We start from the raw sequence: 24,395 nt of genomic DNA on the forward strand, positions 1-24,395 counted from the left end.
CACACAAAAAAGCCAGCCCTCAACGTGGGGCTGGCTTTCGCGTTTTCTTAACCTAAACTAAGTCCGTAATTATGTAGGATGTATGAGATAGGATGTGTCTACTGATCAACTACTGCATACATCGTATATCCTATATTCTCTATCAGTTCTGCCCGCCTACCCGGTTTTGTTCGGACGAGGTAGCGGAGTTGCGTTGACGAGCGTTTTTAACGTTTTGATTGCCGAAGCGGTACGAGAATGTCAGCATAATGCGACGGCTTTCCCAACGGGACAATACCCGGAAGTTAATGTCCTGAACGACCGCCCGACCATTGAACTGGTTGAGCCAGAACGGATCGCTCACGTTCAACTTCAAACTACCCTTGCCATCCATCATTTTCTTCTGCACGCCCACATTGAAAGCACCCATGGGTTGTGCCCGGTAGAAGCCATACTGCGATGCCGAGTTGTACCAGCCCGACACTTCGGCCGACACACTTTTGCTCAGGGTAAAGTTTTGCGAGGTATAGATATTGTAGGCCCCGATTTTCACTTCGTAAGGAGCGCCCGAATAGTAGGTCTGGTAGTGCTGGTAATAGGCATTGATGTTATTCTGCATCCGCCACCATCTCGTTACTGTCACAGGGAAGCTCAAATTAAGGCTCAGGTTGTCCATATTACCCAGGTTTTCGGGCGTTACGAACGTAATGTTCTCCGAAGCAATCTGCCGGGGCGTTTCGCGGTTGATGAAATCCGAGGTGCGGCTGAAGCTTACCGAGGTCGTAAAGGCGTTTTTGTATACGTGTGTTAGTTCAACGGCATTGGTGTACTGTGGCCGCAGGAACGGATTACCCTGCTGGTAGGTATACGGGTCCAGATAGAACACAAACGGGTTCAGATTCTGGTAATCGGGACGGTCGATCCGGCGGCTGTACGAAAAGTTCAGTACGTTGTTGGTGTCCAGTTGGCGCGACAGAAACAGGGTTGGAAACAGATTCAGGTAGTTCCGGTCAACGGTTTGATTCAGCGTTACCGACGTACCAATCGAGTGCGTATGTTCGGCCCGTAACCCTGCCTGCACCTTCGTTTTGCCTAGTTGGCCAGCGTAGTTAATATAACCAGCATTGATGTTTTCATCGTACTTAAACTGGTTTGAGCGACTGGCATCGGGTAACCATTTCTTGGTTTCCTGCTGCAACGTATCGTAAATACTGTTGTTGTCGGCCTGTACGTAGCTGCTTTTCAGCCCCATTTCCCATTTACCTATTTTCGTTGGCAGCACATAATCCGTTTTAAAAGCCATGATATTGATGGTCGATGGCATGTTGTTCCGAACATCCTGATTCAACCGAGTGGGCAGGTTAGCTGCGTTAGTATAGGCAGTGCTCAGGTTGTTGGTATTCATACCGCCATAATGCACATAATCAGCGTCGATAGTCCACTCACGACCTTTACCCATATCGTATTTATAGTTAAGGTTCGTGGTAATGTTCGACATTTTGTTGCCCATACTGGTTTGGGTAATGGCTTTGCTGGTCAACAGGCGGTTATCATCGCTGATCATGGTGTTATTCTGCCCAGCCGATTCCCAGTCGTTCGAGAAACCATTGACCAATACCCCAACAGTACTTTTCTGATTGATGAAATAGTCCATCCCTGCCTTATACGAATGCCCTTCAAACTGGTTCGGCCGAAACGATATCTGGTCGAAGTACGTATTCTTGCCTTCAAAGGGAATTACCCGGTTCAATTCGTTGCTTTGCGAACTTTGGCGATTTGTATAGCTATAGTTACCAAACAGGTTGACTTTTCCCTCGCGGTGGTTCAGATTGATCGAGGTATTGAATTTCGGCAGATCATCGCGGGCTCCGCTAAGGTTTTTCACCCAGCCATAACCCGTGCCTACGATCACGTTCCCATTGGTGCCGAAGTTCTTATTTTTCTTCATCTTGATGTTGATGATCCCTGAGTTACCGGCCGCATCGTATTTAGAACCAGGGTTCGTGATAATCTCAATCGACGCGATGTTGTCGCTGGGTGTATTTTTCAGCAGATTCGATACTTCCTGCTGAGAGAGATACGTCTGTTTGCCATCGATATAGACAATAACACCTGCCTTCCCTTTCAACTGAATCTGGTCATTCTGACGGTCGATGGTTACGCCGGGAGCTTTTTCCAGCACTTCCAGGGCGGTGTTGCCGCTGGCCACGATGCTGTTTTCAACGTTCATCACCGTCCGGTCGACCTGCTGTTCAATGAAAGGCTTTTGAGCCACCACTTTCACCTCGGTTAGATTTTTAGTTTCGTCAATCATGGTCAGCATCGGCAATTCGAGTGCTGGCGTAGCCTCATTGATTTCGAACGGTACACTATACGTTTTTCGATAACCGATCTGTTGAGCAGCTACTAGATACCGCCCAGCACCTACATTCTGGAAGGCATATTTCCCATCAACGTCACTGATCGATCCTTTTACCAGGGTAGAATCTTTCGCTTTCAGCAGCATCAGGGTTGTAAATTCGAGGGCTTTTCCAGCCGATGTACTCACCTGGCCATTGACGGTACCTCGCGTTAAGGCCTGCCCAAAGGTTGTTGCCAAGGTCAGAAGGCTAAGTAAGAGGAAGGAAAATATCGTTTTCATAGTATGTGTTGTTAGAAGGTCGCCTGTTTCTTGTGCTTCAGTACATTGCAAAGGTAGGTAGTGGGCATCACAAAGTACCTGTTCTTACACAAGCGGTCTTAACAGCAGGATGAGTGGAATTTTATTGGGGGTCGGTGTCTTGAAGAACGATATTCGGTGAAAAGACACCCGTAGGGAGGGAAAGTTGCACACTAGGAGCAGAATTTAACCGACTTATGAATTAATCTTGCTTTGTCCCTATTTTCTCTTGGAATAGGATTAAACTAATTCGTAAGTCGGTCAAATTTCTGTAGCAGAAACAGATTAGAATTTCAGGCCGACCGTCCAGACGCTGGCGTCAGGGCCTTCACCTGCTTTGAAAGGGCTGTTTGGCTCATAGCGGCCAAATAGTTTCGCATGTCCTCGATAGCCCAACTCGGCAGTCCATCCCCAACGAACCGGGTTCAGATTAAATGAATTGTGCGTACGTACGGATGAGCCACCTACGGGTCTCACTTTCGTATAGCTGTCGAGCCGAAGCCCTGCATACGCACCTGCGGCAATCGAAAAGCCCGATTTGAAGGACAGATTGAGCATCATCGGCAGATTGAGCTGGGTGGTTACCAGTTTCGAGCGGTGTAAATCAACATCCGACTGCTCGATAGCCAACTGATTGTTTTGCTTAACCAGCATATTCCGGCCTTCAAACATAAAGTTGTTCCAGGCTACCTCCGGGCCAGTTACCAGACGAAGCTTTGTCGCTCCTCCCACCGCCACCGGAATCCGCATCTGCCAGCCCAGGGCTATAAAGCGTGAACCAATCGGCCGGAATTCGTAGCCTGCAGGCAGTGTACCACCCAGGCCATTCAGACCAACATAGATACGCAAATCGGAACGCACCCGTTCGTAAGAGCGGTACGAGGTCGATTTGATAGTAGGTGTGTTTACAACTGTTGAATCGGTTTGTGCAAACGAGGCCGTTGACGTAGCGATCAGGGCAGTAGCGAGGAGGTGTTTGAACGTGTTCATAGTGGTTGTATTGTTAAAGGTTCAGGGTTTAGGAACAGAATTTGATTAAGGGTTCAGGCGGTGGTCCGCAGTTGGTTGTATTCGTTTTGTGGTATTTGACTGGTAGATGTAAGAAACCCGAAGGCAGGTTGCATGAGGCTCGAAAAATTTTAGAATTATTTTTCCACCCGGCCAATTTATCAATATAAAATACTGATAGTCAGATACTTAAATTGCATTATAAATTAAAGAGAATAAATGGGCTGGCTAACTTGATTGGTAAGACCAGCCAAATGCGCACACTTACCCAGCAAAAAAAGCCACCCGCTGCGTTGAGGCAAGGGGTGGCTTTTTCGGGCAAAACAAACTGTGCAATGTCTCGATCAAGGATGTTCCATTGGAACAATTGGCAGATAGATAATAAATGTGGCCCCCTGCCCAGGCTTACTGGTGGCCGTGATGGCTCCTCCGTGATTAGCGACAACTTTCTCACAAATTGCTAATCCGATACCAGTGCCTGCAAATTCATTCCGGGTGTGTAATCGCTGGAATACCTGGAAAATTCGGTCGATGTATTTCTCGTCAAAGCCAATTCCATTATCCGATACCTTAATTTGGTGGTAATTGGCAACCACGCGTCCTGGCCGAACCGATGCAGGCAATTCCTGCGCCTTCACTTGTCCAGCCTGAACCTGTATAACAGGAACCATCTCGGAGCGTTTGAATTTCAGCGAATTACTGAGCAGATTCTGAAAGAGTTGCCGTAACTGCGATTCGTCGCCCGGCACCTTGGGCAGTGTAGCCACCTGTATCTGCGCACCCGACTGCTCTACAGCGACTTCAAGTGTATCGAGCACTTCGGCAATTACATGGTTCAGATTGACCGACGCTGTCATTTCCTGACGAGTCGATATTCGCGAAAATGTCAGCAGGTCTTTTATCAGTAGCGACATACGGGCGGCAGCTGTCTGCATCCGTTCCAGATAATCGACCCCATCGCCCAGTTCATCGGCATACTGCGCCTTAAGAATATCCCCAAACGATTGTATTTTTCGAAGCGGCTCCTGCAGGTCATGACTAGCTATGTAGGCAAATTTCTCCAGGTTCTCGTTGGATCGGCGTAAGTCGTAATTGGACGCCATCAGTTGTTCGGTTCGAGCCTCTATTTGCTCTTCAAGACTAACAGCCAGTTGCTTCTGCTCATGAATGTCAGTAGCCGTCCCTACCCACAACAGTACATTTCCCTCTTCATCATGAATGGGGAGGGCGCGATTCAAATGCCAGCGATACATGCCATCGGCACCACGTCGATAGCGATTTTCAACCGCGAATATTGCGCCCGTAGCCAGTGACTGCCGAAACGTAGACTGGGTCAGTCCCCAATCGTCGGGATGTACAGCAGCCTGCCACCCATGGCTTTTAGACTGATCAAAATTGAGCCCCGTATACTCATACCATCGCTGGTTGAAAAAGGTAAACTCACCTTCGGATGTGTTGGTCCAGGTCATCTGCGAAATGGCCTCCAGGAGCGTTCTAAAGCGCAGTTCATTCGCTTCAATGAGCCGACGGGCCTCCACCTGCTCACTAACGTCGATAGCCATATCCATAATCGCATAGATTTCTCCGGCGGCATTACGTATGGGCTTATACGTAAAGTTGAAATAATAGGTACCCAACTTACCATCAACCAGCAACTCAGCTTTAGCTTCCTGGGAGCTGTATTCAACCCCTGTTGTATACACGTTATCCAGAATCTCCAGAAAAGGCTGTCCTTTCAGCTCCGGTAACGCTTCAGCCAGAGGCATACCTGTCACATCACCTTTTCCCCAGAACTTCAACATGGCTTCGTTGGGCATGTCGATAACCATATCTGGCCCAACAAATAAGCTGATGGCTACCGGAGCCTGAGCGATCAGATTACGAAAACGTTGCTCACTTTCCTGTAACGCAATCTTTGCTTTAACCTGCTCGGTTACCTCCGTGGCAACAACCATAATACCACCCACATCTCCCTCCGACTTATAGATAGGGGCATATACGAAATTGAAGTAGCCCTGTTCCATCTTGCCTTTTCGATGGAGTAAGGCCAACGTTTCTGTTCCGTAATGCGCAACGCCTGAATCGTACACCTCTTCGAGCAGTTCGATAAACCCCTGCCCTTCCAGCTCGGGAAGCGCCTTTATAAGCGGCAAACCAATAATACTATCATCTTTGCCCCAAATTTCAAGCATGGATTTGTTGGCCGTTTCAACAACCATTGTACGGTCATTCAAGATACCGATAGCGACTGGGGCATGCGTAATGATGTTCCGAATACGCGCTTCACTGGCCCGCAATTTCGCTTCGGCTTCTACGCGTTCGTTGATGTCGTGGGCAATAATGATAATACTCTGGGTTTCGTCCTGAGCATCGGCTACCCGTGTTACGTTCAATTGCACCCAGCGTATCGACGAATCTTTGTGAAAATACCGCTTCACCAGATTGAAATAAGGTCGTTTGCCCTGCACCACTTCTTCAAAAAGCTGACGATTCCAGGGCCGATCTTCGGGATGGGTAAGCTCAAAACTATTCAGCGCACATAACTCCTCGGCCGAATAGCCCAACAGCCTGGTATAGGCTTCATTGACCAGCGTAAAATTGGCCTGCGTATCCACGAAAGCAATGCCGGTGGAGGTATTGTTGAACGCGATTGAAAAGCGCTCTTCGGCTTCCCGGAGGGCTCTGGCCTTCTCGGTCTGTTCCGTAACATCGAGTATGATACCCGTAACAGCTGTTGGCTTCCGGTTTGTATCGAACTGATACTGACCAATGATTTTCACCCAATGAATAGACTTGTCGGTCCAGATGAAGCGGGCTTCGTAATTAATCGTTCCGGTCCGGAGCGCTAGTTGGTGCGCTTTGTCACGAATAGGCTTATCCTCAGGATGGATATGCTCGACAAAAACATTCCAGCGAATATTTTCGCTTTCATCACCCAACAGAATACGGGCAAAAGCCGGTGAGTAGCGAATCTCACTCGTCAGCAGGTTGACCATAAACGATCCAGAGCCCGACCCTTCCAGTGCAATCCGGGCCTGTTGCTCAGAAAGAGCCGCCTTTTCTTTTGCCAGCACTTCCTCAGTAATATCTTCGGCAACGCCCGAAAATCGATGCGGCTGACCTGCATCGGAGAAGTGGGTTTGTCCAATAAAACGTACCCATCGCAGTTTTTTGTCCTGAACCCCAATCGTCCGAAAGCTCATATCGTAACTTCCACCCGACTCCGGATTTAAAGCCCACTGCACTGCCTTTTCAACCCGTTCCCGATCGGCAGGATGAATGAAGTCCAGCGTTCGGTCGTAGCCAATAGCATTTTCGTCGGTAAGGCCACAAAGCTCCTGGCATCGGCGGTCCCACTTGACCACGCCCGTCTGAGGGTCTAGTTCCCAGGTACCCAACTGAGCCGATTGCAAGGCAAAACGAAGTCGTTCCTCACTTTCAATGCGTGCCTGCTGCAACATGACCTGCTCGGTCACGTCCTGCATAGAGCCCACCATGCGTATGGCTTTACCATCTCGCCAGAGTATATAGCCCCGATCAAGCACAATGGCATGTGAACCGTCGGCCCGCTGGAATCGGTATTCTGCCGACCAGTTTTTACCTCCCTGGTCAATGACCTGTTGAATACCCGATACAACGCCTTCCTTATCGTCAGGATGAACATGTTTCGACCAGGACTCAAACCCATCCGCATCTTCCCCTTTCAGATCATACCCGAATAGTTGCGTATAACCTTCATTCCACCAAATCGAGTTGGTTTCAAGGTCCCAGTGCCAGACAGCATCACGTGTGGCTTTAGTTAGTAGTTCGAACAGCTCACTGGTCGTTACTAAGTCGGTATTTAATGGTAAATTTCCCTCTAGCTTATTAAGCATCCCCGTACTAACTAATTAGCCAAACAGACTATCTGGCACGTTTATAGAGTTGAAATCGTAGTCAGACTTTGTTCATAGACAACCTTCTCATCCAAACAATTTCATTCTACCTAGTCAACCCAAAAGTCACTGCTTGTGTTCTCTCTACCTTATTGGTACATTATCTGTACTACGAGTGAATCTAACCGCAAACACGCAAATTACTCAACCGATAAATTGAAGCAGTTCAAATCGATTACCAAAGGGGTCACGGAAGAAAAACCGGTCTCGACCATCAATATCGGATGAATATTCGATCGCCAACCCTTTCTGCTGAAGTATTTCTTTCGCTTCACTGAGATTGCCAACTTCAAAAGCCGGATGTCGTTTGGAAAAGCTGGTTCCTGCTTCTTCACGAACATGTAGCTCGATGTCGCCCATCTGAAACCAGATAGCCCCGCCCGGATGGTTGCCCGGAATTTCGGCAAGCCCTAAACTATCTGTATAAAACGCGCGGGCTTCGGCCGTAGCGCCCTCTGGAATACAAACCAGTATGTGATCTAGTCGTTTAAATTGAATCATGGCTGTACGTAATTTATTGAGTGATTGAGCGAATGAGTGATTGAGTGAATTGCTAACGCAATCAATAATCATTCAATCACTCAATCACTCAATCGCTCAATAAAACTTGGGAAGCGGATTTAAGGTAAGATTTTGTCGCTGATGCCAGTATGGGTAAATGGGTGGCGTTTCGCTGGCTTTATCCAGTTTTTTCAGCTGCTCAACGGTCAGGTGCCAGCCAACCGCAGCAAGATTCTGTTTGAGCTGTTCTTCGTTTCGAGCCCCAATAATAATGCTCGATACCGTAGGGCGCTGCAATACCCAATTAATGGCTACCTGAGCTATTGACTTGCCGGTTTCGGCAGCAACCTCTTCCAACGCATCGGTTATCGTATAAAATGTCTCTTCCGGCACGACGGCCTGTGGTACTGGACTACCTCCTTCCACAACCCGACCTTCAGTTGGTTTGGGTTTGCTACGTCCATATTTACCACCTAAGCGGCCACCCGCCAGCGGGCTCCAAACCAGCGCACCAACCTGTTGGTTGATACCTAGCGGCATCAGCTCCCACTCATACTCGCGATTCACCAGCGAATAATATACCTGATGGGCCACATAGCGATTCCAGCCGTATTTCTCCGAAACGGCGAGTGATTTCATCAGATGCCACCCCGAAAAATTAGAGCAGGCAATGTACCGCACTTTTCCACTTTGAACGAGGTCGTCCAGGGTTCGTAGCGTTTCTTCAACGGGCGTGTTCCCATCGAATCCATGCATATGATAGATGTCGATATAGTCGGTTTTGAGCCGCCTGAGGCTACTTTCACACTGCCGGAGTAAATGGAAACGCGAGGATCCCTGGTTGTTTGGGCCCTTACCAAACGTGAAGGTTGCTTTACTCGAAATCAGCACTTTATCGCGCTGGCCGACGAGGGCTTCTCCTAAAATTTCTTCGGAAAGCCCCTGCGAATACACATCGGCTGTGTCGAACAGGTTTACGCCTGCATCCAGACAAAGACCGACCAATCGTTTGGCTTCATCAACCTGCGTACTTCCCCAGGCTTTAAAAAATTCGGTACCTCCGCCAAAGGTAGCCGTTCCGAAACTTAATACCGGCACATTCAGGCCCGATGCTCCTAATTGTCTGAATTCCATAGCTAGTGACTAAACTACGTTTGATTACTTATTCACTCTATTCGTACCCGCAAGTTGCAAACTGCTTATTGTTTATAAAGAGAAAGGTATTAAAATTTAACACATGGTTTTTTACAGCTAGCCTACTATACCATTTGCACTTTCTTTTTTGTGAACCTGGTACTATGCTTTTGATAGAGCTACAAGACAAATTAGTATTATTTCTATATACTTTTTCAATAGAATACTGATTATCAGACCGCTATCTCACATAACTATTTAAAGAATTGCTTACACAATTCACTTTTTCACTGCAAAAAGAAAGGCACTTTTTGTACTTTACCAATATTAGAAAACTATCTCAGGGTTTACTTTAGTTATTTAGCATAGAAACCAGATGCATTTTACGAGTCGAGTTTACTTTGCTTACCAATTAGTTTTAAGTCTTCATCTGTTTCGGGCAGCTCCTTTAGATTCTACTGGCTGTCAATTACTTACTCCGTACCTCAGGCTATTACAGGCCCATAGAGGCATCCTGACTACACGGACTTAACATACAGAAACCATGAAATCCCTATATACATCAGCCCATTCCAATACAACGACTTCATTCTTGACCAACCGCTGGATTGCCATCCGTTCGGTTCTCATTCGTTTTATTGATCGGTATGCGCCAACGTTTGTGGGCTTATCCCGCAGCGCTACACCTTTTGGCGGGAACTGGCTCACGACCAATCGTTAAACGTTCTTCAGCCTGAACAAGCCGTTTGTTAAAACTGCCTGTTCAGGCATAGCCAGAGCAAGCCAGAGGTTCGAAGGAATCGTCAATAGCCTTCCGGAACCAATATAGTTAACGACTTTAGCTTCCCGCTGTGGTATCCAAGGCGAACGTATAGCATCTGTGCTACGCTTGTCACTTTACCATTACCATGTGCTTAAGAGAGCGTACTTATTGGCTATTAAGTCGATACAAGTGCTCAGGTAGCCTTGGCCCGAGTAGACCCGAACGGCTACTCTCCCATTAAACTTCACAACACATGAATCGTTTTTCAGTCATTTATCTGCTTAAAAAGCAGTACCATCATATTGATTGCGTCACCCATGCCGAAGCCGATGCGTTATTAGCCCAGTTGCTTACGCAGGATGGCTACCGCCCTATTGGTATATACGACGCCAAAACCGAACTTTTTTTCTGGGAACCTACCCGCCAGCATCAGTACGACAAAGCCAGTATTGAGAAGCAGGGTAAACAGGGAAACCAGATGATTCGAATTGCTCAGACGCTGCGCCAGCGCACTGAAGCCCAGGAGCAACATCCTAATTCGATCCCCCAGTTACAGATATAGATGAATCGTCACACGTATTCCCATTCATCATGCCAACCAACTCACACGAAACATTGAATGCCCTGCCAACCTTACTGGCCTATCCAGGCTTACTGGCAGGTTACCGAACTATCGATGAAACGGTCAACGACCACTTATTCAGCAACTACCTTCGTGCGCTCATCCAGCAGGATATGCTGGCATCGGCTGGTATAACCGATCAGCCAGAAGAGTCGATCGAAGCGTTTATTCGTCAGTTTACAAGCAATGCCGATTCATTGGCCAGCTTATGCTCCGACGGTATTTCAAAACTACCTCTGCTGCTACTACCAACGCTACTGGATGCGCTGACCAAAAATGGCGATGTCCATCGGATGGCCTTCTTGCTGGCCGCTTATGGTCATTATCTGGCGTCAACCTGCGATAGTATAGAAGCTGACAAACCGACAACAGAGTCCGGTTTTCCGCAAGGCGACTGGGCCAAAATCACCAGCTCAGATGCGCTGGCCTTTTTACATATTTCAGCGTTCGCTTCAGCTCGTTTGCATAACTATCCTCATTTTGTAGCTATGTATAAATCGTACCGGACGCAAATTGATCAATACGGCGTTGTTTTCCTGCTGAAACAGATGGCCTATAATCAGATGGCGCTTCAGTAGTATGAGCCTAAACAAATCGAGCTATGATCAAAAACAAAAATCGGTACCGAAAACCTCAGTACCGATTTCAAAATACGTCTGAATCCCTCTAAAAAGGCTTTTCAGTGCTTTTCATCGTCTATCATAGGTTAGCATAAGCTTTACGGTCATTTCTGCTGTTTGTACAGAAATGTATAGGATTTATATCGTTTGCCGGAGGTAAAGTGGGGAGTCACCAAATCCAGGAGCGCTCCCCACAATAAACCATATTACCAACCTAAAAAGGTTCGGCAACGTGTGGCCGACTTCATTAAAATTCACTTAAAACTGATGCCCAATGGTAGTATGTCCGTTGAGCATTCGGTGCTGATTTAGATCAGTTCGGCAGGCCGTGTGGTTGACTGACGAATTCGCTTCAGAATTAGTTGCTCCGAAACGCTGGGCGTAGCTCCCTGCTGGGTAGCTACGTAAGCGCCTGTAGCACAAGCGAACTCGAGGGTTTTAGCTGCCGTTTCCCCCTGCAAGGTCTTGTACAGGAAAGCAGCTAGGAACGAATCGCCGGAACCGATCGTATCTTCCACTTGTACCGAAAACCCCGGATGCTCTGTAAACCCTTCTCCGTTTAACAGGATCGCTCCGTTTTCGCCACGCGTAACACAAACGGATTTCAGTTTGAAGCGATCGCGCAGAAACGTCATTGCTTCGCGTTCGGAAAGGGGCGATGTGAACCAGCCAATGATCTCTTCCAGCTCGTTATGGTTAATTTTCAGCATGTCGGCCTTTTGAAGCAGATACGAAACCTCCAGCGGATTGTAATGTGGTGCCCTGAGGTTTACGTCGAACACTCGCAGTGCGACCTGATCCAGTAACTGGTGCAGCGTGTTGCGTGAGGTCTGACTTCGAGCGGCCAAACTCCCATAGACCAGTATTGATTTCTGATAGAGCGAACTCAGCGAAGCATCGTACTGAATGTAATCCCAGGCGACAGGCTGCAATATTTTATACACGACTTCATTGCGGTCGGTCACATTGGCTTTGGCAATACCTGTCAGGTGGGTAGCCCCTAATTGCACATAGGCTGTTGGCAGGTGTTTTTCCCGCAAAAATTCCAGCAGTTCACGACCAAGATCGTCGTTGCCAACACGGCTGATGAGCTGGGCATTCATGCCAAAATTGCGCAGGTGAACGGCCACGTTCATGGGGGCACCACCCGGTTGTTTGCTGGTCGGTAAAACGTCCCAGAGGATTTCGCCGAAACAAAGAATAGGCTGATTCATGGATGAAAAGGTTTAGTGGACAACAAATGTTTTTTCAATCTGCTCCAGGCTCGTGCCTTTCGTTTCGGGCATCAGGCGTAGCACGAAAACTAGTTGCAATACCATCATAGCGGTAAAGAACAGGAATGTGTTACCACCGCCAACCTGTTCGGCAAGATACGGAAACGTAAACGTAATGATAGCTGCCATCAACCAATGTGTAAAACTGCCCAACGCCTGTCCGCTTGCCCGTACTTCATTCGGAAAAATTTCGGAAATAAATACCCAGATCACAGCGCCTTGTGAAAAACCGAAGAACGCAATGTAGCCAAACAGCAGGAACGGCACCGTCATTCCGTTGAAATCCTCCATGTAGAACGCTCTAGCCACCAACGCCAGGGTGATGATCAGGCCCACCGAACCAATTTTCATCAGAGTCCGCCGACCAAACCGATCAATTAAATTCATCGAGATCATGGTGAACAGGAGATTGATGAATCCAATACCCGCCGACGATAGTAAAGCCGAACTTTTACCCAGGCCCGTCATTTCAAAAATTCGGGGAGCATAATAAATAATGGCATTGATACCCGAAACCTGATTGAATACTGCAAATAGCACGGCGAGCATGATGGGGGTTTTGTGCGCGGTCGAAAACAACCGGGTCGACCCTTCAGTATGGTGATTGCTTTGCTGGATAGCTACCATTGTTTTTTCGGCAGTATCCGGATCGATCATTCGAAGAACCTCGAATGCCTGGGCAACATCCCCTTTCTTCAATAACAGCCAGCGTGGACTTTCGGGGATGTTTAAGACGGCAATCAGAAAGATCAGCGAAGGAATAGCCTGTATACCAAGCATCCAGCGCCATGAATCGGCCCCGATACCCTGTAACAAAAAGTTCGATAGATAGGCGATCAGAATACCCAGTACAACATTGAATTGAAATAAAGCAACCAATCGCCCACGCGATTTGGCTGGCGATATTTCGGTAATATACATGGGGGCTGCCACCGATGAAGCCCCAACACCCAACCCGCCCAGAAATCGAAATAGAAGAAAAACGCTCCAGCCGGTTGCCATGGCTGTACCGAGCGAAGCAGCCAGATAGAGAATAGCAATCCCGAGCAGCGTTTTTTTGCGGCCCGCTTGCTCCGCTGGAATACCACCCAGCATTGAACCGAGTACGGTACCGATTAGGGCAATGGAAACAGTAAGACCATGTTCCCAGACATTCAAGTGCCACAACGATTGCAGTGACTGTTCAACGCCTGAAATAACGGCGGTATCAAAACCGAAGAGAAAACCACCCAACGCAGCCGTGATTGACCAGAGAAAGATGCGCTGTTTTTGACTCATACTTACTGACACGAATCGGGTTTAGGAGCGATTCATGAGTCAAAGGTAGAGAGGGCAATCGCTACAGACTTTCAAAATCTGTTCAAATACTTACAATTTACAAGCCAGCAAACAACCAATTCATTATCAAAGCATTAGCAAAAAAAATAAAGAAGATTATTATAAATATGTTGCAGTCATTTTAACTTTTGTTTCGGCAACGGTTCACTGTCAACCAGTTCCTGAAAAGGCTGGCTATACCTGCACTTCAAACCGATACCCTACGCCATGAACGGCAACGATTCGAACCGCCGAATCCTCCTGAAGCAATTTTCGCAAGCGGGATACAAACACGTCGACACTACGGCCTACAAAAACCCCTTCATCCTCCCAAACCGATTTAAGAATGAAATCTCGCTCGGCTACCTGATTCGTATGCTCTACGAAAAACTGAAGCAATTTAGCTTCGCGGTAAGTCATAGTATGACGGTTAGTTCCCACCTGAAGCATAAGGGTTTTAGGATTGAAACTCGATGTACCGAATCGTAGTAACCCGTCCGAAACCGAATCTGGATTGGGTGATTCAGTTGATGTCTGTCTGGATGGCCACTTTTGCCACACTACATACCCTAGCCCAGTCAGGCAGGCCCCCAACGCTAGTAACCACCAGGCCATTACCGGCTGAGGAGATTCGTCCTGAACGGTATTGAAGGTAACCTGCAAGGTATAACAACCGGCTTTCTGACTCCGCCCTCTGCAAGGAACCTGCCCTGTTCCAACCAGGTCGTTGATGTTATAGCCAAGTTGTAATTCTCCACGAGCGCAATCCAGCACAGCTACATCGTAGTTTTCCCGAATAGCATGAACAGCAAACGACTCTTTTAATAACTGTGGAAGTTGATCATAATCGAATGTATGATCCAATCGAATCAAAAATGTTTGCGCATTCGGCTGTTGTACCGGAGCAATTCGTGACGTATCATCACCAGCTTTACGAAGTAAATGGTGCGCTGTGCGTCGGAGTGCCAGGTTAACTTTCCGGGCAAAACGCGTCTTTTCTGTTGCCGGATTAGATGGAGTCAACCCGGCAAACAGGACAATCAAAACACCCGAAAGCATCAAGGCTATGGTTGTAAATAGCCGGACTGACATACGCATCTGTTCACAGTGTATACAGTAGTTGCTTTTCGCTCATCTGCAAGAGTCATCGCAGATAAGCGAAAACCATTATCTCGTTAACATCCTAGCGACCAATTAAAAAACCAACTAACCCCTTGTAGTCGAATGGCTCGTCGAGCTGGTTTATCCATTGGTCGAACCGGATCAATCACCAAATCATCGCCAGGCCGAGCCAATTCCATCAATGGAGCAATATCATATACCTGCTGAGCCTTATCCGATTCCTCTTTGCGAATGAGGATTCCATTTCGATAAAGATACATACGAAACGGGATTTTGATGGCTTCTTCCGACTTTGGGTCACCTGAAACCAAAGCCAGACGCCCTCGGCTATGAATGGAAAAGACGGTCAAATTCAATGGTTTATTATTCAATACAAGCGGATTCGTGTAAAACTCTGGCTTTTCTTCAACTGCCGACGCATGGTCAGCGCCCAGCATAATCTTCCAGGAAGTAAGCCCTAGCACACAACCCAGTATAACGAATACGAATCTGTAAGTTTTCATGGCAATATGGAGTGAGGTGAATTAACGAACAAGGATTTCATTATGGGGTAATGCATATTGATTGCCAACCGTCAGCAACACAATATGGTCACCTTTTCGGCATTTGGCCAATACATTCCGGATGTTTACCCGTTTGACTTCCGCTTTCGAATACCTTGTCAGCGTCTGGCTATTCTTATCGCGTATCGCCACCATAAAAGGTATCGACTCAACAGCTTTACTTTTGGTAGATGATAGCTCGACCGTATTGACGGTCAATTCGCCCGTTGCCGTGGCAGGAACAATACATTTTCCTTTCGTTGTATACTGGTCAACAATCATTTTATTGCCCAGAAAAGCAGCGGAACAGTGGCTGAAGGTTTGCTGGCTCCAGCCGATAGCTGAGGAGGCACAAACCAGTAATGCGGTGATAAGTGTGTTTTTCATGCTGGCTAATTTTTTATCTGTACTAAAGCAAATCTAGAGCCACCACCCACACAGGCCGGTAAAGCCGTGTAAAAGCTTGTAAACGAATTGTAAAAGTTGCTTTTAAAACCGAAAACCTGCCTACCTACGGTGGTTACGCAGATAGACAGGTTTTACAATCACTGGTATAGTGAGGGCAGGTTATAAGAACCTGCTTCCACGAACGCAAACAGCTTCCTAGACGCTTTTTACTTTTGATGAGCCGACTTTACATAAAGTTGCGGCTTTGGTGTAATGCATAAGGTGAGCCAGGTACGGCGAGCCAGTCGGAAAAAATAAGGCGTTAACAAAACCAGCGACGGCAACATCCCCATCAGGTAATAATCCAGATCGACCTGAAAGCCCTGTACGACAATGAAAAATGTCAATAAAATATAGATGGTATAAAACGCATAGCTCACAAACATCGACGTCCAGTAGAACCCTGGCTCAGGCATGAAGTTTTCACCACAGTGTGGGCAGTGGTCATGCATTTTATCGAAGTTTTTGCTGAATGCACTGTTCGTGACGAAAAAATCGCCCTGATGGCAACGCGGGCATTTATTAAAGGCAATGCTGTAGAATCGGCTATTGGTAAACATGGTTCTGGAGCAAAAAAGCAGGCAATTTAATCCTGCTTAGTAGCTGTTGCTCAGGCAGTTTTTATGCTACAAAGGTAAAGCCCAATCCATTCGCCCCCCAATACAAACCATGCAACGTATGGTACAAATCAACGATCTACCAGGAGCATCTGTCGAAACTCAGCGGGAGTTTGCCCTGTGTGCTTTTTAAAAAAACGAACAAAGTACGAGGGGTCGTCGAAGCCTAACTGAAAACCAATCTCTTTTATTGACTGTGTCGTATGCGTCAACAATCGCTGGATTTCGATAACGATGCGTTCGTGGATGAGCTGGCTGGCCGTTTTTCCCACAACTTTTTTACAGATGTGGTTCAGGTAATTAGGGGTTAGGTGCATTTGATCGGCATAGGCACTTACCTCCCGAACCGTCAGAAACTGGTATTCAATTAACTCCTCATACGCCCGAATCCGGTCGTATAGATGAGCCTCCTGCCCTACCCATTGCTGGTTATAAAGCCGATTGGCCGTTTCGAGTACAATGTGCAGGTACGACAGAAAGACCTCCGACCGATTGGATCGACGTTGTTCATATTCGTCGTAGGCATACGTCAGCAGATTACTAAACACGGGCTGCTGTTCGGCAACTTCGAGTAAAGGCTGATGCTGGTGCGAATGATAGAACGGATATTGCTGCAACCGATTCCCGTATCGGCTCCGAAAGAAATTGGCATCGAAGAACAGGTTATAGCCCCGCGCATCGGCCGATAGGTTCCAGCTATGCACCTGTCCTGGCGTCAGAAAATAGAGTTGATTAGGCGCCACCGGATACGTCCGAAAATCGATGGTGTGCGTACCGCTGCCCTGAATAATCCACATCAGCAGGTAAAACGTATGCGAGTGCGACTTATCGATACCCTTCACCTCCTGCACCAGTTTTTCCAGACGGGCCATGTAAAAAAGTGCTTCGGGTTCATGGCGTGGAAACGAATGAAGCTTATAAACCGGAACCGATACAGACATAGTCTAAATTTTTTGGAGTAAAATACAGAAGTCTCAGCGTTTTAATCGTGTTTTAACCCCACTACACAGGCAGTCTTCTTAACGAGTGTTTTGGTAGTCTTATGCTATACCGTTACAAGTGCTCTTCCGCCCGCTGGCTCAACGCAATTATCTGTTCTTTACTGATATCGTCTGCATTTTGCCAATCTACCCAAAAAACATTCAGCCATCTTACGGTCGATGAAGGGCTGTCGCATAGCAGCGTTTACACGATTACGCAGGACAACCAGGGCTTTATGTGGTTTGGTACCCGCAACGGGTTAAACCGCTATGACTCCCGCAATGTAGTGGTTTACCAAAACCAGTCTACGCGTAAAAATAGTCTGGCATCCAATACCATCAACAGTTTGCTGGTCGATAAACAAGGGCGCTTATGGGTGGGCACCGCGAAAGGACTGGCCCTTTACCGACCCGAGCAGGATGATTTTCAACGCATGCTGACAGGTGGCCCGGCCAGCCACGGCCTCCCTGATTCGACTATTAACTGGCTGCTGGAAGATCATCAGCAATCGCTTTGGATCGGTACACAGGGGGGATTATACCGACTCAATCGTCAACAGCAATTCGAGTCTTTAGCCACCCTGCTTCAGCACCCTAAAACGTTGCGCAATCGATCCGTCCGCACGCTGTATGAAGATTCGCACCGGACTCTGTGGGTCGGCACAACGAATGGGCTACTGAAACTTCGACCAACCGCTTCCGGGAAATTCCAGCTTACCAGCTACTTTCTGGAACCAACCGATTCGGTGTATACCAATGCCCTCAACACCATCAATACCATTGCCGAAGATCGGGCCGGTCGACTGTGGATTGGCACCGAAGGAAACGGTATTGCCTTATTTGATAAGCAACGCGGGCGTGTGACATCCTGGAATCCGGTTGCCGGTTTAGACCTCAATACGCTGACCATTCGAACCATACAACCCAATGGTCGGTCAAATTTCTGGATTGGAACCATGTCAGGCCTGTACATTGTCGCGCAGGATGGCAGTCATTTTCAATCCCTTACGAATCACCCAACTGACCCGAATTCATTAGGCGACAATTCCGTACGCTCTATTTTCCGAGACCGAGATGGCTCATACTGGGTTGGCACCTACTATGGTGGAGTCGATATGTATAGCCCGTTGGCCCGGCAATTTGGCTCCTACCATCCGCTCGACAAACATGGCCGAACACCCTTCAAAATTGCTGGGCCAATCGTACCGGCTCATACACCAAAACAACTTTGGATCGGCACGGAAGATCACGGGCTTTTATTGATCAACGCCGATAAAACGATCCTCCGTCACTACACCCACGACGCAAGAAATACCCGCTCTCTGTCGAACGACAAAATCAAATGCCTGCTCGCTGATGGCGCCAACGGCCTGTGGATCGGCACGATCAAGGGCTTGAACTACCTTGATTTTCGGCGGCAAACCATTACCCGATACCTACATGATCCGCACAATCCTCACTCGTTGCCCAACGACCGAATTTACGACCTCAAACGCGACGCTCAGGGGGCGGTATGGGTCGTTACGAACCTAGGTGGTATTTGCCGATTCGTACCCAAAACGCAGTCGTTCGAGCGAATTGACGCTACCCTGCCGAACATGTTAACGAATGGAACAACCCTCTTGTTTGATAGTCAGGGGCAAATGTGGTTCAGTAATGCAGGTGGTCTATTGCGAAAGCGGCCGGGCGAGCCTAGAGTCGTTCGTTTCTTTCATGCCGATAATGATCCGAGCTCACTTAGCAACAACCATGTAATGTGCCTGCTCGAAGATCGCAAACACCGACTCTGGATCGGCACCCGCGACGGAGGATTGAACCTGCTCTTACCCAACAAACACGCTTTTCAGCATTTTACAACAGCCCAGGGATTACCCAGCAATACGATTTTCAGCATTCAGGAAGATCAGAAAGGCGGTTTGTGGGTCAGTACAGATAAAGGGCTGGCGCAACTGGTAGCCGGCCAATCGACCTTTACGGCTTATAATGTACACGATGGGCTGGTTTGCCGGGAGTTCACCTCCAATTCAGCCTACCAGGATGCAACGGGTCACTTGTATTTTGGCGGGTATAATGGCATTGTTTACTTCCATCCCGATAGCATCCGGCGGAATACCACGGTCCACCCACTGGCATTTACCGGCTTGCGCCTGTTCAATGAACCCGTTACCAGCCTTTCGGCCGACCAGTCGGGTATCGACTATCAGCAGGGTATTACGCTTACTCATCGACAGAATGTTTTCTCGCTCGACTTTGCCAGCTTTAATTATATCAATGCAGCAAAAAATCGGTATGCCTACAAACTCATTGGGTTCGATCAATCCTGGAACTACGTGAATGAACCGAGGGCGATGTACATGAACCTGCCTGCGGGCGAGTACCTGCTACAAGCCAAAGGCACTAACAACGATAGCGTCTGGAACAAGTATCCTTTAGAACTGAAAATTACGGTGTTACCCCCCCTCTGGAAAACGCCCTGGGCCTATGCCCTCTATGCGTTGACCTTTCTGGGGCTTTTACAACTTTGGTCACGATTCAACCGAAACCGGCTGCAACTGGCGCATGAACTGGAAGAGGAACATAAGGAGAAGGCCCGTCAGCAGGAATTACACCAGATTAAACTGAACTTCTTTACCGAGATTGCGCATGAAATCCGTACGCCACTTACGCTGGTAATGGCACCCATTGAGGTATTGAACGAACGATACGCCACCGATCCGTTCATTCGAAAACAGCTTTCCATCATGCGGGGTAGCACCGACCGATTGCTGCGGCTACTGAATCAGCTACTTGATTTCCGCAAACACGAAACCGGCAATATTCAACTGCAATGGCGACAAACTGATCTGGTCGCTTTCCTGAGTAATAGTACCGATTCGTTCCGCGAACATGCCCGTGCGCACCAGCTTACCCTCACCAACGAATCGGAGATTTCTACACTACCGGCCTGGTTCGATGCCGGAGAGCTGGAAAAAGTAGTGTATAATCTTCTTTTCAATGCAGTTAAGTTTACTCCGGCAGGCGGCACCGTTTCGGTTCGTTTACGGCGGGATTTTCCAATCGCACGAGCCAGTGAACAGGCTGTTATTACCATCGAAGATACAGGTGCGGGTATTCCGGCGGGTAATCTGGACTATATCTTCAACCAGTTTTATCAGGTTGGTCATACAACTACCCGCGATTCAGGCTTCGGCCTTGGCTTAGCGCTCAGCAAGCACATCGTTGAACAGCACCAGGGGCAGATTACGGTTGAGAGCCAGGAGGCCCAGCCCGGAAAAGCAGGTTTTACCCGGTTCATAATCCGCCTTCCGCTGACGCCCCCTGAATCGATCCAGCAAACGATAGCAGGCGCTGCAATACCCCAACTAATGGTATCGCCCCCACTACCTTCGTTAGTGCCGACTGACTCTACCAACCAGCTCATACCCACCATCGAAATTGCGGAAACGGGTCAGCCTCTGATTCTGGTGGTTGACGACCAGGAAGATATTCGGGCCTATATCCGCGATCTATTTTCGGCAACCTGTCAGGTGGTAGAGGCTGCTGATGGCGCCGAAGCACTGGAAAAGGCCACTCAACTACTGCCCGACCTGGTTATTGCCGACGTAGCCATGCCGATTATGGACGGTTTCTCTCTGACACACCGTATCAAAACCGATGTACGCACCAGCCACATCCCGGTCATTCTGTTAACTGCCAAAAATGCGGTCGACAATCAACTAACGGGTTTACAAACAGGTGCCGATGATTACGTAACGAAACCGTTCCACCCCATTCTGCTCCAGACACGGGTTCGTAATCTGCTTCTGCTGCGGGAACAGTTACGCGCTAAGTATCACCAGATTATCACACTCCAGCCCCAGGTGCAGGAACTGGATCATCCCGACGAGAAATTCCTGAATCAGTTGATGACTACCCTGGAAACCCACCTGAACGATGCCGAATTTAACGTAACACGATTGGTGAGCGAAATGGGCATGAGCCGCCCGGTACTGTTCCGCAAAGTGAAGATGCTCACAGGCCTCTCCGTCATTGACCTGATCCGAACCACACGCCTGAAAAAAGCTGAACTATTGCTCAAACAGCGAAAAGCATCCGTTGCCGAAATTGCATTTGCCGTTGGTTTCAGCGACCCCAAATATTTCAGCCGCGCCTTCCGCGCCCAGTTTGGTGTAACCCCCACCGAATACAGCCATCAGGTCACCGAAGAACTGGAAGAAGCCGTTGTTTTGAGTGAGTAACGCGGGTGGCAACCCGCGCTATCTAGACCAAAAATCGCGGGTTGCCACCCGCGTTACTCACTCAAAACAACGGCTTCTTTTCATTTAGCTTTTTAGACCGAAGCAATGCTTCCAGAAAATAATAGTCGGCATAGACCAGCGGCACATCGATCTCGCTGGTTTTCGAACCGGTGCTATGCGCCAGCAGAAAGCCGTGGTTCTGTGCTATTGGCGATCGATCCCCTTTTGCCAGACTGGTGATGACCTGATCTGCTTTGGCGCGATACAAAGCCTTCGGTACATACGTACTGAGTTCATACAAGGCCGAAGCCATAATGGCAGCCGCTGATACATCACGCGGTTCGGACGGAATACCCGGTGCATCGAAATCATAATAAGGCACCAGGTCGGCGGGCATGTGCGGATGGTTCAGCATGTAGTGGGCAATGGCTTCAGCCTGTTTCAGAAATTGCGGATCTTTCGTTTCGCGGTAGCACATCGTATAGCCGTACAATCCCCACGCTTGCCCCCTCGACCAGGCCGATTCGTCGCTATAGCCCTGGTGCGTATTTTTCTTGATCACTTTCCCGGTTAGTGTGTCATAATCAACCACATGGTACGAACTATTATCGGGCCGATAATGGTTTTTGATCGTTGTTTTGGCGTGGGTTACGGCGATTTTATAAAAGGTAGAATCGCCCGTAAGGCGTGTGGCCGCAAACAGCAGTTCCAGATTCATCATGTTGTCGATAATAACCGGACATTGCCAGACATCCTTATGATGATCCCAGGAACGGATGATTCCGGCCGTCGGCTTAAACCGTTTGATCAATGTCCGAGCACCCTGAATAATAATGGCTTTGTCGGTTGCATCGCCCGTCAGGCGGTAGCCATTGCCATAGCTGCAATAGAGCTTAAAGCCCATATCGTGGGTTCCAGCATTCATTTTTTCACTTTCCAGATTGGCCGTATACCGCCGGGCCAGTTCAGCCCATTCACGCTGTCCGGTGTATTCATAGAGATACCAGAGTTCGCCGGGGAAGAAACCGCTGGTCCAGTCGCGGGCGGGTACGAGTTGCAAAGCACCGGCTTTATCCAGCGTGCGGGGCGATACTAGAGCTGGTTTCTTACCGGAAGATTCCTGAGTCACTTTGGTAACCTCTGCCAGCATAAACCGAGTTTGTTGTTCAGCATCCCGAAACAGTGATTTGATGAGTGAATCGGGGACAAAGCCCGCTAGCAAAAGTGGGGCAAGGAGCAGAGGGAGTAATAGTCTATTTGTTTTCATTAGGGTTCGGTTAACCAGATAATCGGATTACGAATGGGCAGGTTACGAATTACTTCTTCAACCTGTGGGTTATGGTCCAGCTTTTTCCAGGTATCGAGCCAGTTTTTTTGATCAAATGCAACCGCGCCAAATACCAGAAACGGTTGCGCTACCGGCCAGTCGTTCCAGTACATCACATCGGGCTTTAACGGCCAGCTCGATTTATCCTGAACAAACGGATATAGGTACTCTATTCCTTTCCGAATACCCCGGCCATCGGGCGTTTGGTAGGTCCAGAGGTTGTCCGTAGATGTCGATAAAATCTGGCAGAGGGTGGTCATGGCATCCAGGTTGAAAATCGAATACCCATACGGTTTGGTCCGGCGAAGCTCCAGCGGGAAACTCCCATCGGCTGCCATCTGATCGGGAAGCAGCACGGTTTTGTACCGATTCCGACAGACGGCCATCAGCGAATCATTCCGGGTTAGTTTGGCAAAAGCCGCTACCTGCATCACCCAGCAGGTGCCATGATTGTTTTTGGCGTTCATCTCATCTTTCCCGTACGGATGCATGGTTAGCCAGGTCAGGTACTCCGCAAACCAGCGTCGGATAGCCGCAACGGTCACCTTATCCGCACTTTTGGCCTTTTCCAGCACTCGAACACCCTGCGCCACTTCCATCAGGTGAATGGTGTCGATAATGCCAATCCCTCGCCCTGTGAATCGCCCTTTAATTGCCTGCGCGTACAATAAGGATGGATTCATGCGCGTAGCCGAATCCACAAACCAGGCCGTCAAATGCCGGAATGCCTGCCGAACGTACGTTTCATCGTTTGTCATGACATAAGCCGATGCCAGTGCCCCGACAATCCGACTGAACCGAATCATCGCCTGCCGATGGGCCACAAAATTATCGGGGTTAGTCATACCGTCGCGCTGGATGTAAGGCCCTTGTAGATTGGTTGTATCGGGCCACCAGTAGTCCCCTTCCGAGAAGAAGTCATGCTTCCCGCCTGCACTTCGGGCCGACGTTTGCGCAGTTACGGTTATCGGTTGCTGCTGCATGGCCCACCGGGCTTCTGCCAACACAACAGGTTTCAGTATAGCCAGCACCAGCGCTCGCTTTGATGACTGAGCATTAACGGGCGGTATCAGGCACGACCAAGTAATTAGCGCAAAAAGCCAGATCAGCGTATTCATAGCTTCATAAACAATCTGATAAACCAATACTACTACAGCATCAGCGACAGCATATAAATAAGGAGACTGATGAGTAACATCAGCGATCCAGCCTCCGCTATCGTTATGGTAAACTTGTCTTTTTTCACCCGCCTTTACATCGCATCATTTTCCTGTTGCAAGTTTAGCATCACCCACTGGTTTACGAATTAC

General features: G+C 48.4%; 18 protein-coding genes. 4 read left to right on the forward strand and 14 right to left on the reverse strand.

The window, feature by feature from the left end:
* Positions 1-142: 142 nt before the first annotated feature.
* The 5 genes from BGO59_RS00235 to BGO59_RS00255 form a co-directional block, all read right to left on the reverse strand.
* Positions 143-2,620, reverse strand: coding sequence for an outer membrane beta-barrel family protein (locus tag BGO59_RS00235; RefSeq protein ID WP_293678947.1), 2,478 nt, complete (start codon positions 2,618-2,620; stop codon positions 143-145).
* 303 nt (positions 2,621-2,923) lie between these two features.
* A complete protein-coding gene (locus tag BGO59_RS00240; protein WP_293678949.1) occupies positions 2,924-3,628 on the reverse strand; it encodes an outer membrane beta-barrel protein in 705 nt (234 codons plus the stop codon).
* Positions 3,629-3,990: 362 nt separating this feature from the next.
* A complete protein-coding gene (locus BGO59_RS00245; RefSeq protein ID WP_293678951.1) occupies positions 3,991-7,521 on the reverse strand; it encodes a PAS domain S-box protein in 3,531 nt (1,176 codons plus the stop codon).
* A 204-nt stretch (positions 7,522-7,725) separates the two neighbouring features.
* Positions 7,726-8,082 (reverse strand): VOC family protein, encoded by a 357-nt coding sequence (locus BGO59_RS00250; protein ID WP_293678953.1) that lies wholly within the window; start codon positions 8,080-8,082, stop codon positions 7,726-7,728.
* A gap of 96 nt (positions 8,083-8,178) precedes the next feature.
* Positions 8,179-9,216, reverse strand: a complete 1,038-nt coding sequence (locus tag BGO59_RS00255; RefSeq protein ID WP_293678955.1) for an aldo/keto reductase — start codon at positions 9,214-9,216, stop codon at positions 8,179-8,181.
* 544 nt (positions 9,217-9,760) lie between these two features.
* Here BGO59_RS00255 and BGO59_RS00260 point away from each other — a divergent pair.
* From BGO59_RS00260 to BGO59_RS00270, 3 genes are all read left to right on the forward strand, one after another.
* Positions 9,761-9,937 (forward strand): hypothetical protein, encoded by a 177-nt coding sequence (locus BGO59_RS00260; RefSeq protein WP_293678957.1) that lies wholly within the window; start codon positions 9,761-9,763, stop codon positions 9,935-9,937.
* A gap of 295 nt (positions 9,938-10,232) precedes the next feature.
* On the forward strand, positions 10,233-10,541 hold the full coding sequence (locus tag BGO59_RS00265; protein WP_293678959.1) for a hypothetical protein: 309 nt from the start codon (positions 10,233-10,235) through the stop codon (positions 10,539-10,541).
* Positions 10,542-10,570: 29 nt separating this feature from the next.
* Entirely contained in the window at positions 10,571-11,179 is a 609-nt protein-coding gene (locus BGO59_RS00270) for a hypothetical protein (protein ID WP_293678961.1), read from the forward strand.
* A gap of 350 nt (positions 11,180-11,529) precedes the next feature.
* On the opposite strand, the gene BGO59_RS00275 is transcribed toward BGO59_RS00270, so the two are convergent.
* The 7 genes from BGO59_RS00275 to BGO59_RS00305 all read right to left on the reverse strand — a co-directional run bounded on the left by BGO59_RS00275 (position 11,530) and on the right by BGO59_RS00305 (position 17,481).
* Positions 11,530-12,435, reverse strand: coding sequence for a carbohydrate kinase (locus tag BGO59_RS00275; protein ID WP_293678963.1), 906 nt, complete (start codon positions 12,433-12,435; stop codon positions 11,530-11,532).
* 12 nt (positions 12,436-12,447) lie between these two features.
* On the reverse strand, positions 12,448-13,773 hold the full coding sequence (locus tag BGO59_RS00280) for a sugar porter family MFS transporter (RefSeq protein WP_293678965.1): 1,326 nt from the start codon (positions 13,771-13,773) through the stop codon (positions 12,448-12,450).
* Between the two features lie 234 nt (positions 13,774-14,007).
* The gene (locus BGO59_RS00285; protein ID WP_293678967.1) at positions 14,008-14,910 is read right to left on the reverse strand and encodes a helix-turn-helix domain-containing protein; all 903 of its coding nucleotides are present in this window, start codon (positions 14,908-14,910) and stop codon (positions 14,008-14,010) included.
* 77 nt (positions 14,911-14,987) lie between these two features.
* Positions 14,988-15,437, reverse strand: coding sequence for a hypothetical protein (locus BGO59_RS00290; RefSeq protein WP_293678969.1), 450 nt, complete (start codon positions 15,435-15,437; stop codon positions 14,988-14,990).
* A 21-nt stretch (positions 15,438-15,458) separates the two neighbouring features.
* On the reverse strand, positions 15,459-15,863 hold the full coding sequence (locus BGO59_RS00295) for a hypothetical protein (protein ID WP_293678971.1): 405 nt from the start codon (positions 15,861-15,863) through the stop codon (positions 15,459-15,461).
* 227 nt (positions 15,864-16,090) lie between these two features.
* The gene (locus BGO59_RS00300) at positions 16,091-16,483 is read right to left on the reverse strand and encodes a DUF983 domain-containing protein (protein ID WP_293678973.1); all 393 of its coding nucleotides are present in this window, start codon (positions 16,481-16,483) and stop codon (positions 16,091-16,093) included.
* 128 nt (positions 16,484-16,611) lie between these two features.
* Positions 16,612-17,481, reverse strand: coding sequence for an AraC family transcriptional regulator (locus tag BGO59_RS00305; protein ID WP_293678975.1), 870 nt, complete (start codon positions 17,479-17,481; stop codon positions 16,612-16,614).
* Between the two features lie 164 nt (positions 17,482-17,645).
* On the opposite strand from BGO59_RS00305, the gene BGO59_RS00310 reads away from it, so the two are divergent.
* Positions 17,646-21,758, forward strand: a complete 4,113-nt coding sequence (locus BGO59_RS00310) for a two-component regulator propeller domain-containing protein (protein WP_293680238.1) — start codon at positions 17,646-17,648, stop codon at positions 21,756-21,758.
* A 61-nt stretch (positions 21,759-21,819) separates the two neighbouring features.
* Here the strand turns inward: BGO59_RS00310 and BGO59_RS00315 are convergent, their stop codons facing one another.
* Positions 21,820-23,025, reverse strand: coding sequence for a glycoside hydrolase family 88 protein (locus BGO59_RS00315; RefSeq protein ID WP_293678977.1), 1,206 nt, complete (start codon positions 23,023-23,025; stop codon positions 21,820-21,822).
* The gene (locus BGO59_RS00320) at positions 23,025-24,203 is read right to left on the reverse strand and encodes an alginate lyase family protein (protein WP_293678979.1); all 1,179 of its coding nucleotides are present in this window, start codon (positions 24,201-24,203) and stop codon (positions 23,025-23,027) included. The genes BGO59_RS00315 and BGO59_RS00320 overlap by 1 nt, the downstream gene beginning before the upstream one ends.
* Between the last annotated feature and the right edge of the window lie 192 nt (positions 24,204-24,395).

The organism is Spirosoma sp. 48-14 (assembly GCF_001898575.1).
Classification (GTDB): domain Bacteria; phylum Bacteroidota; class Bacteroidia; order Cytophagales; family Spirosomataceae; genus Spirosoma.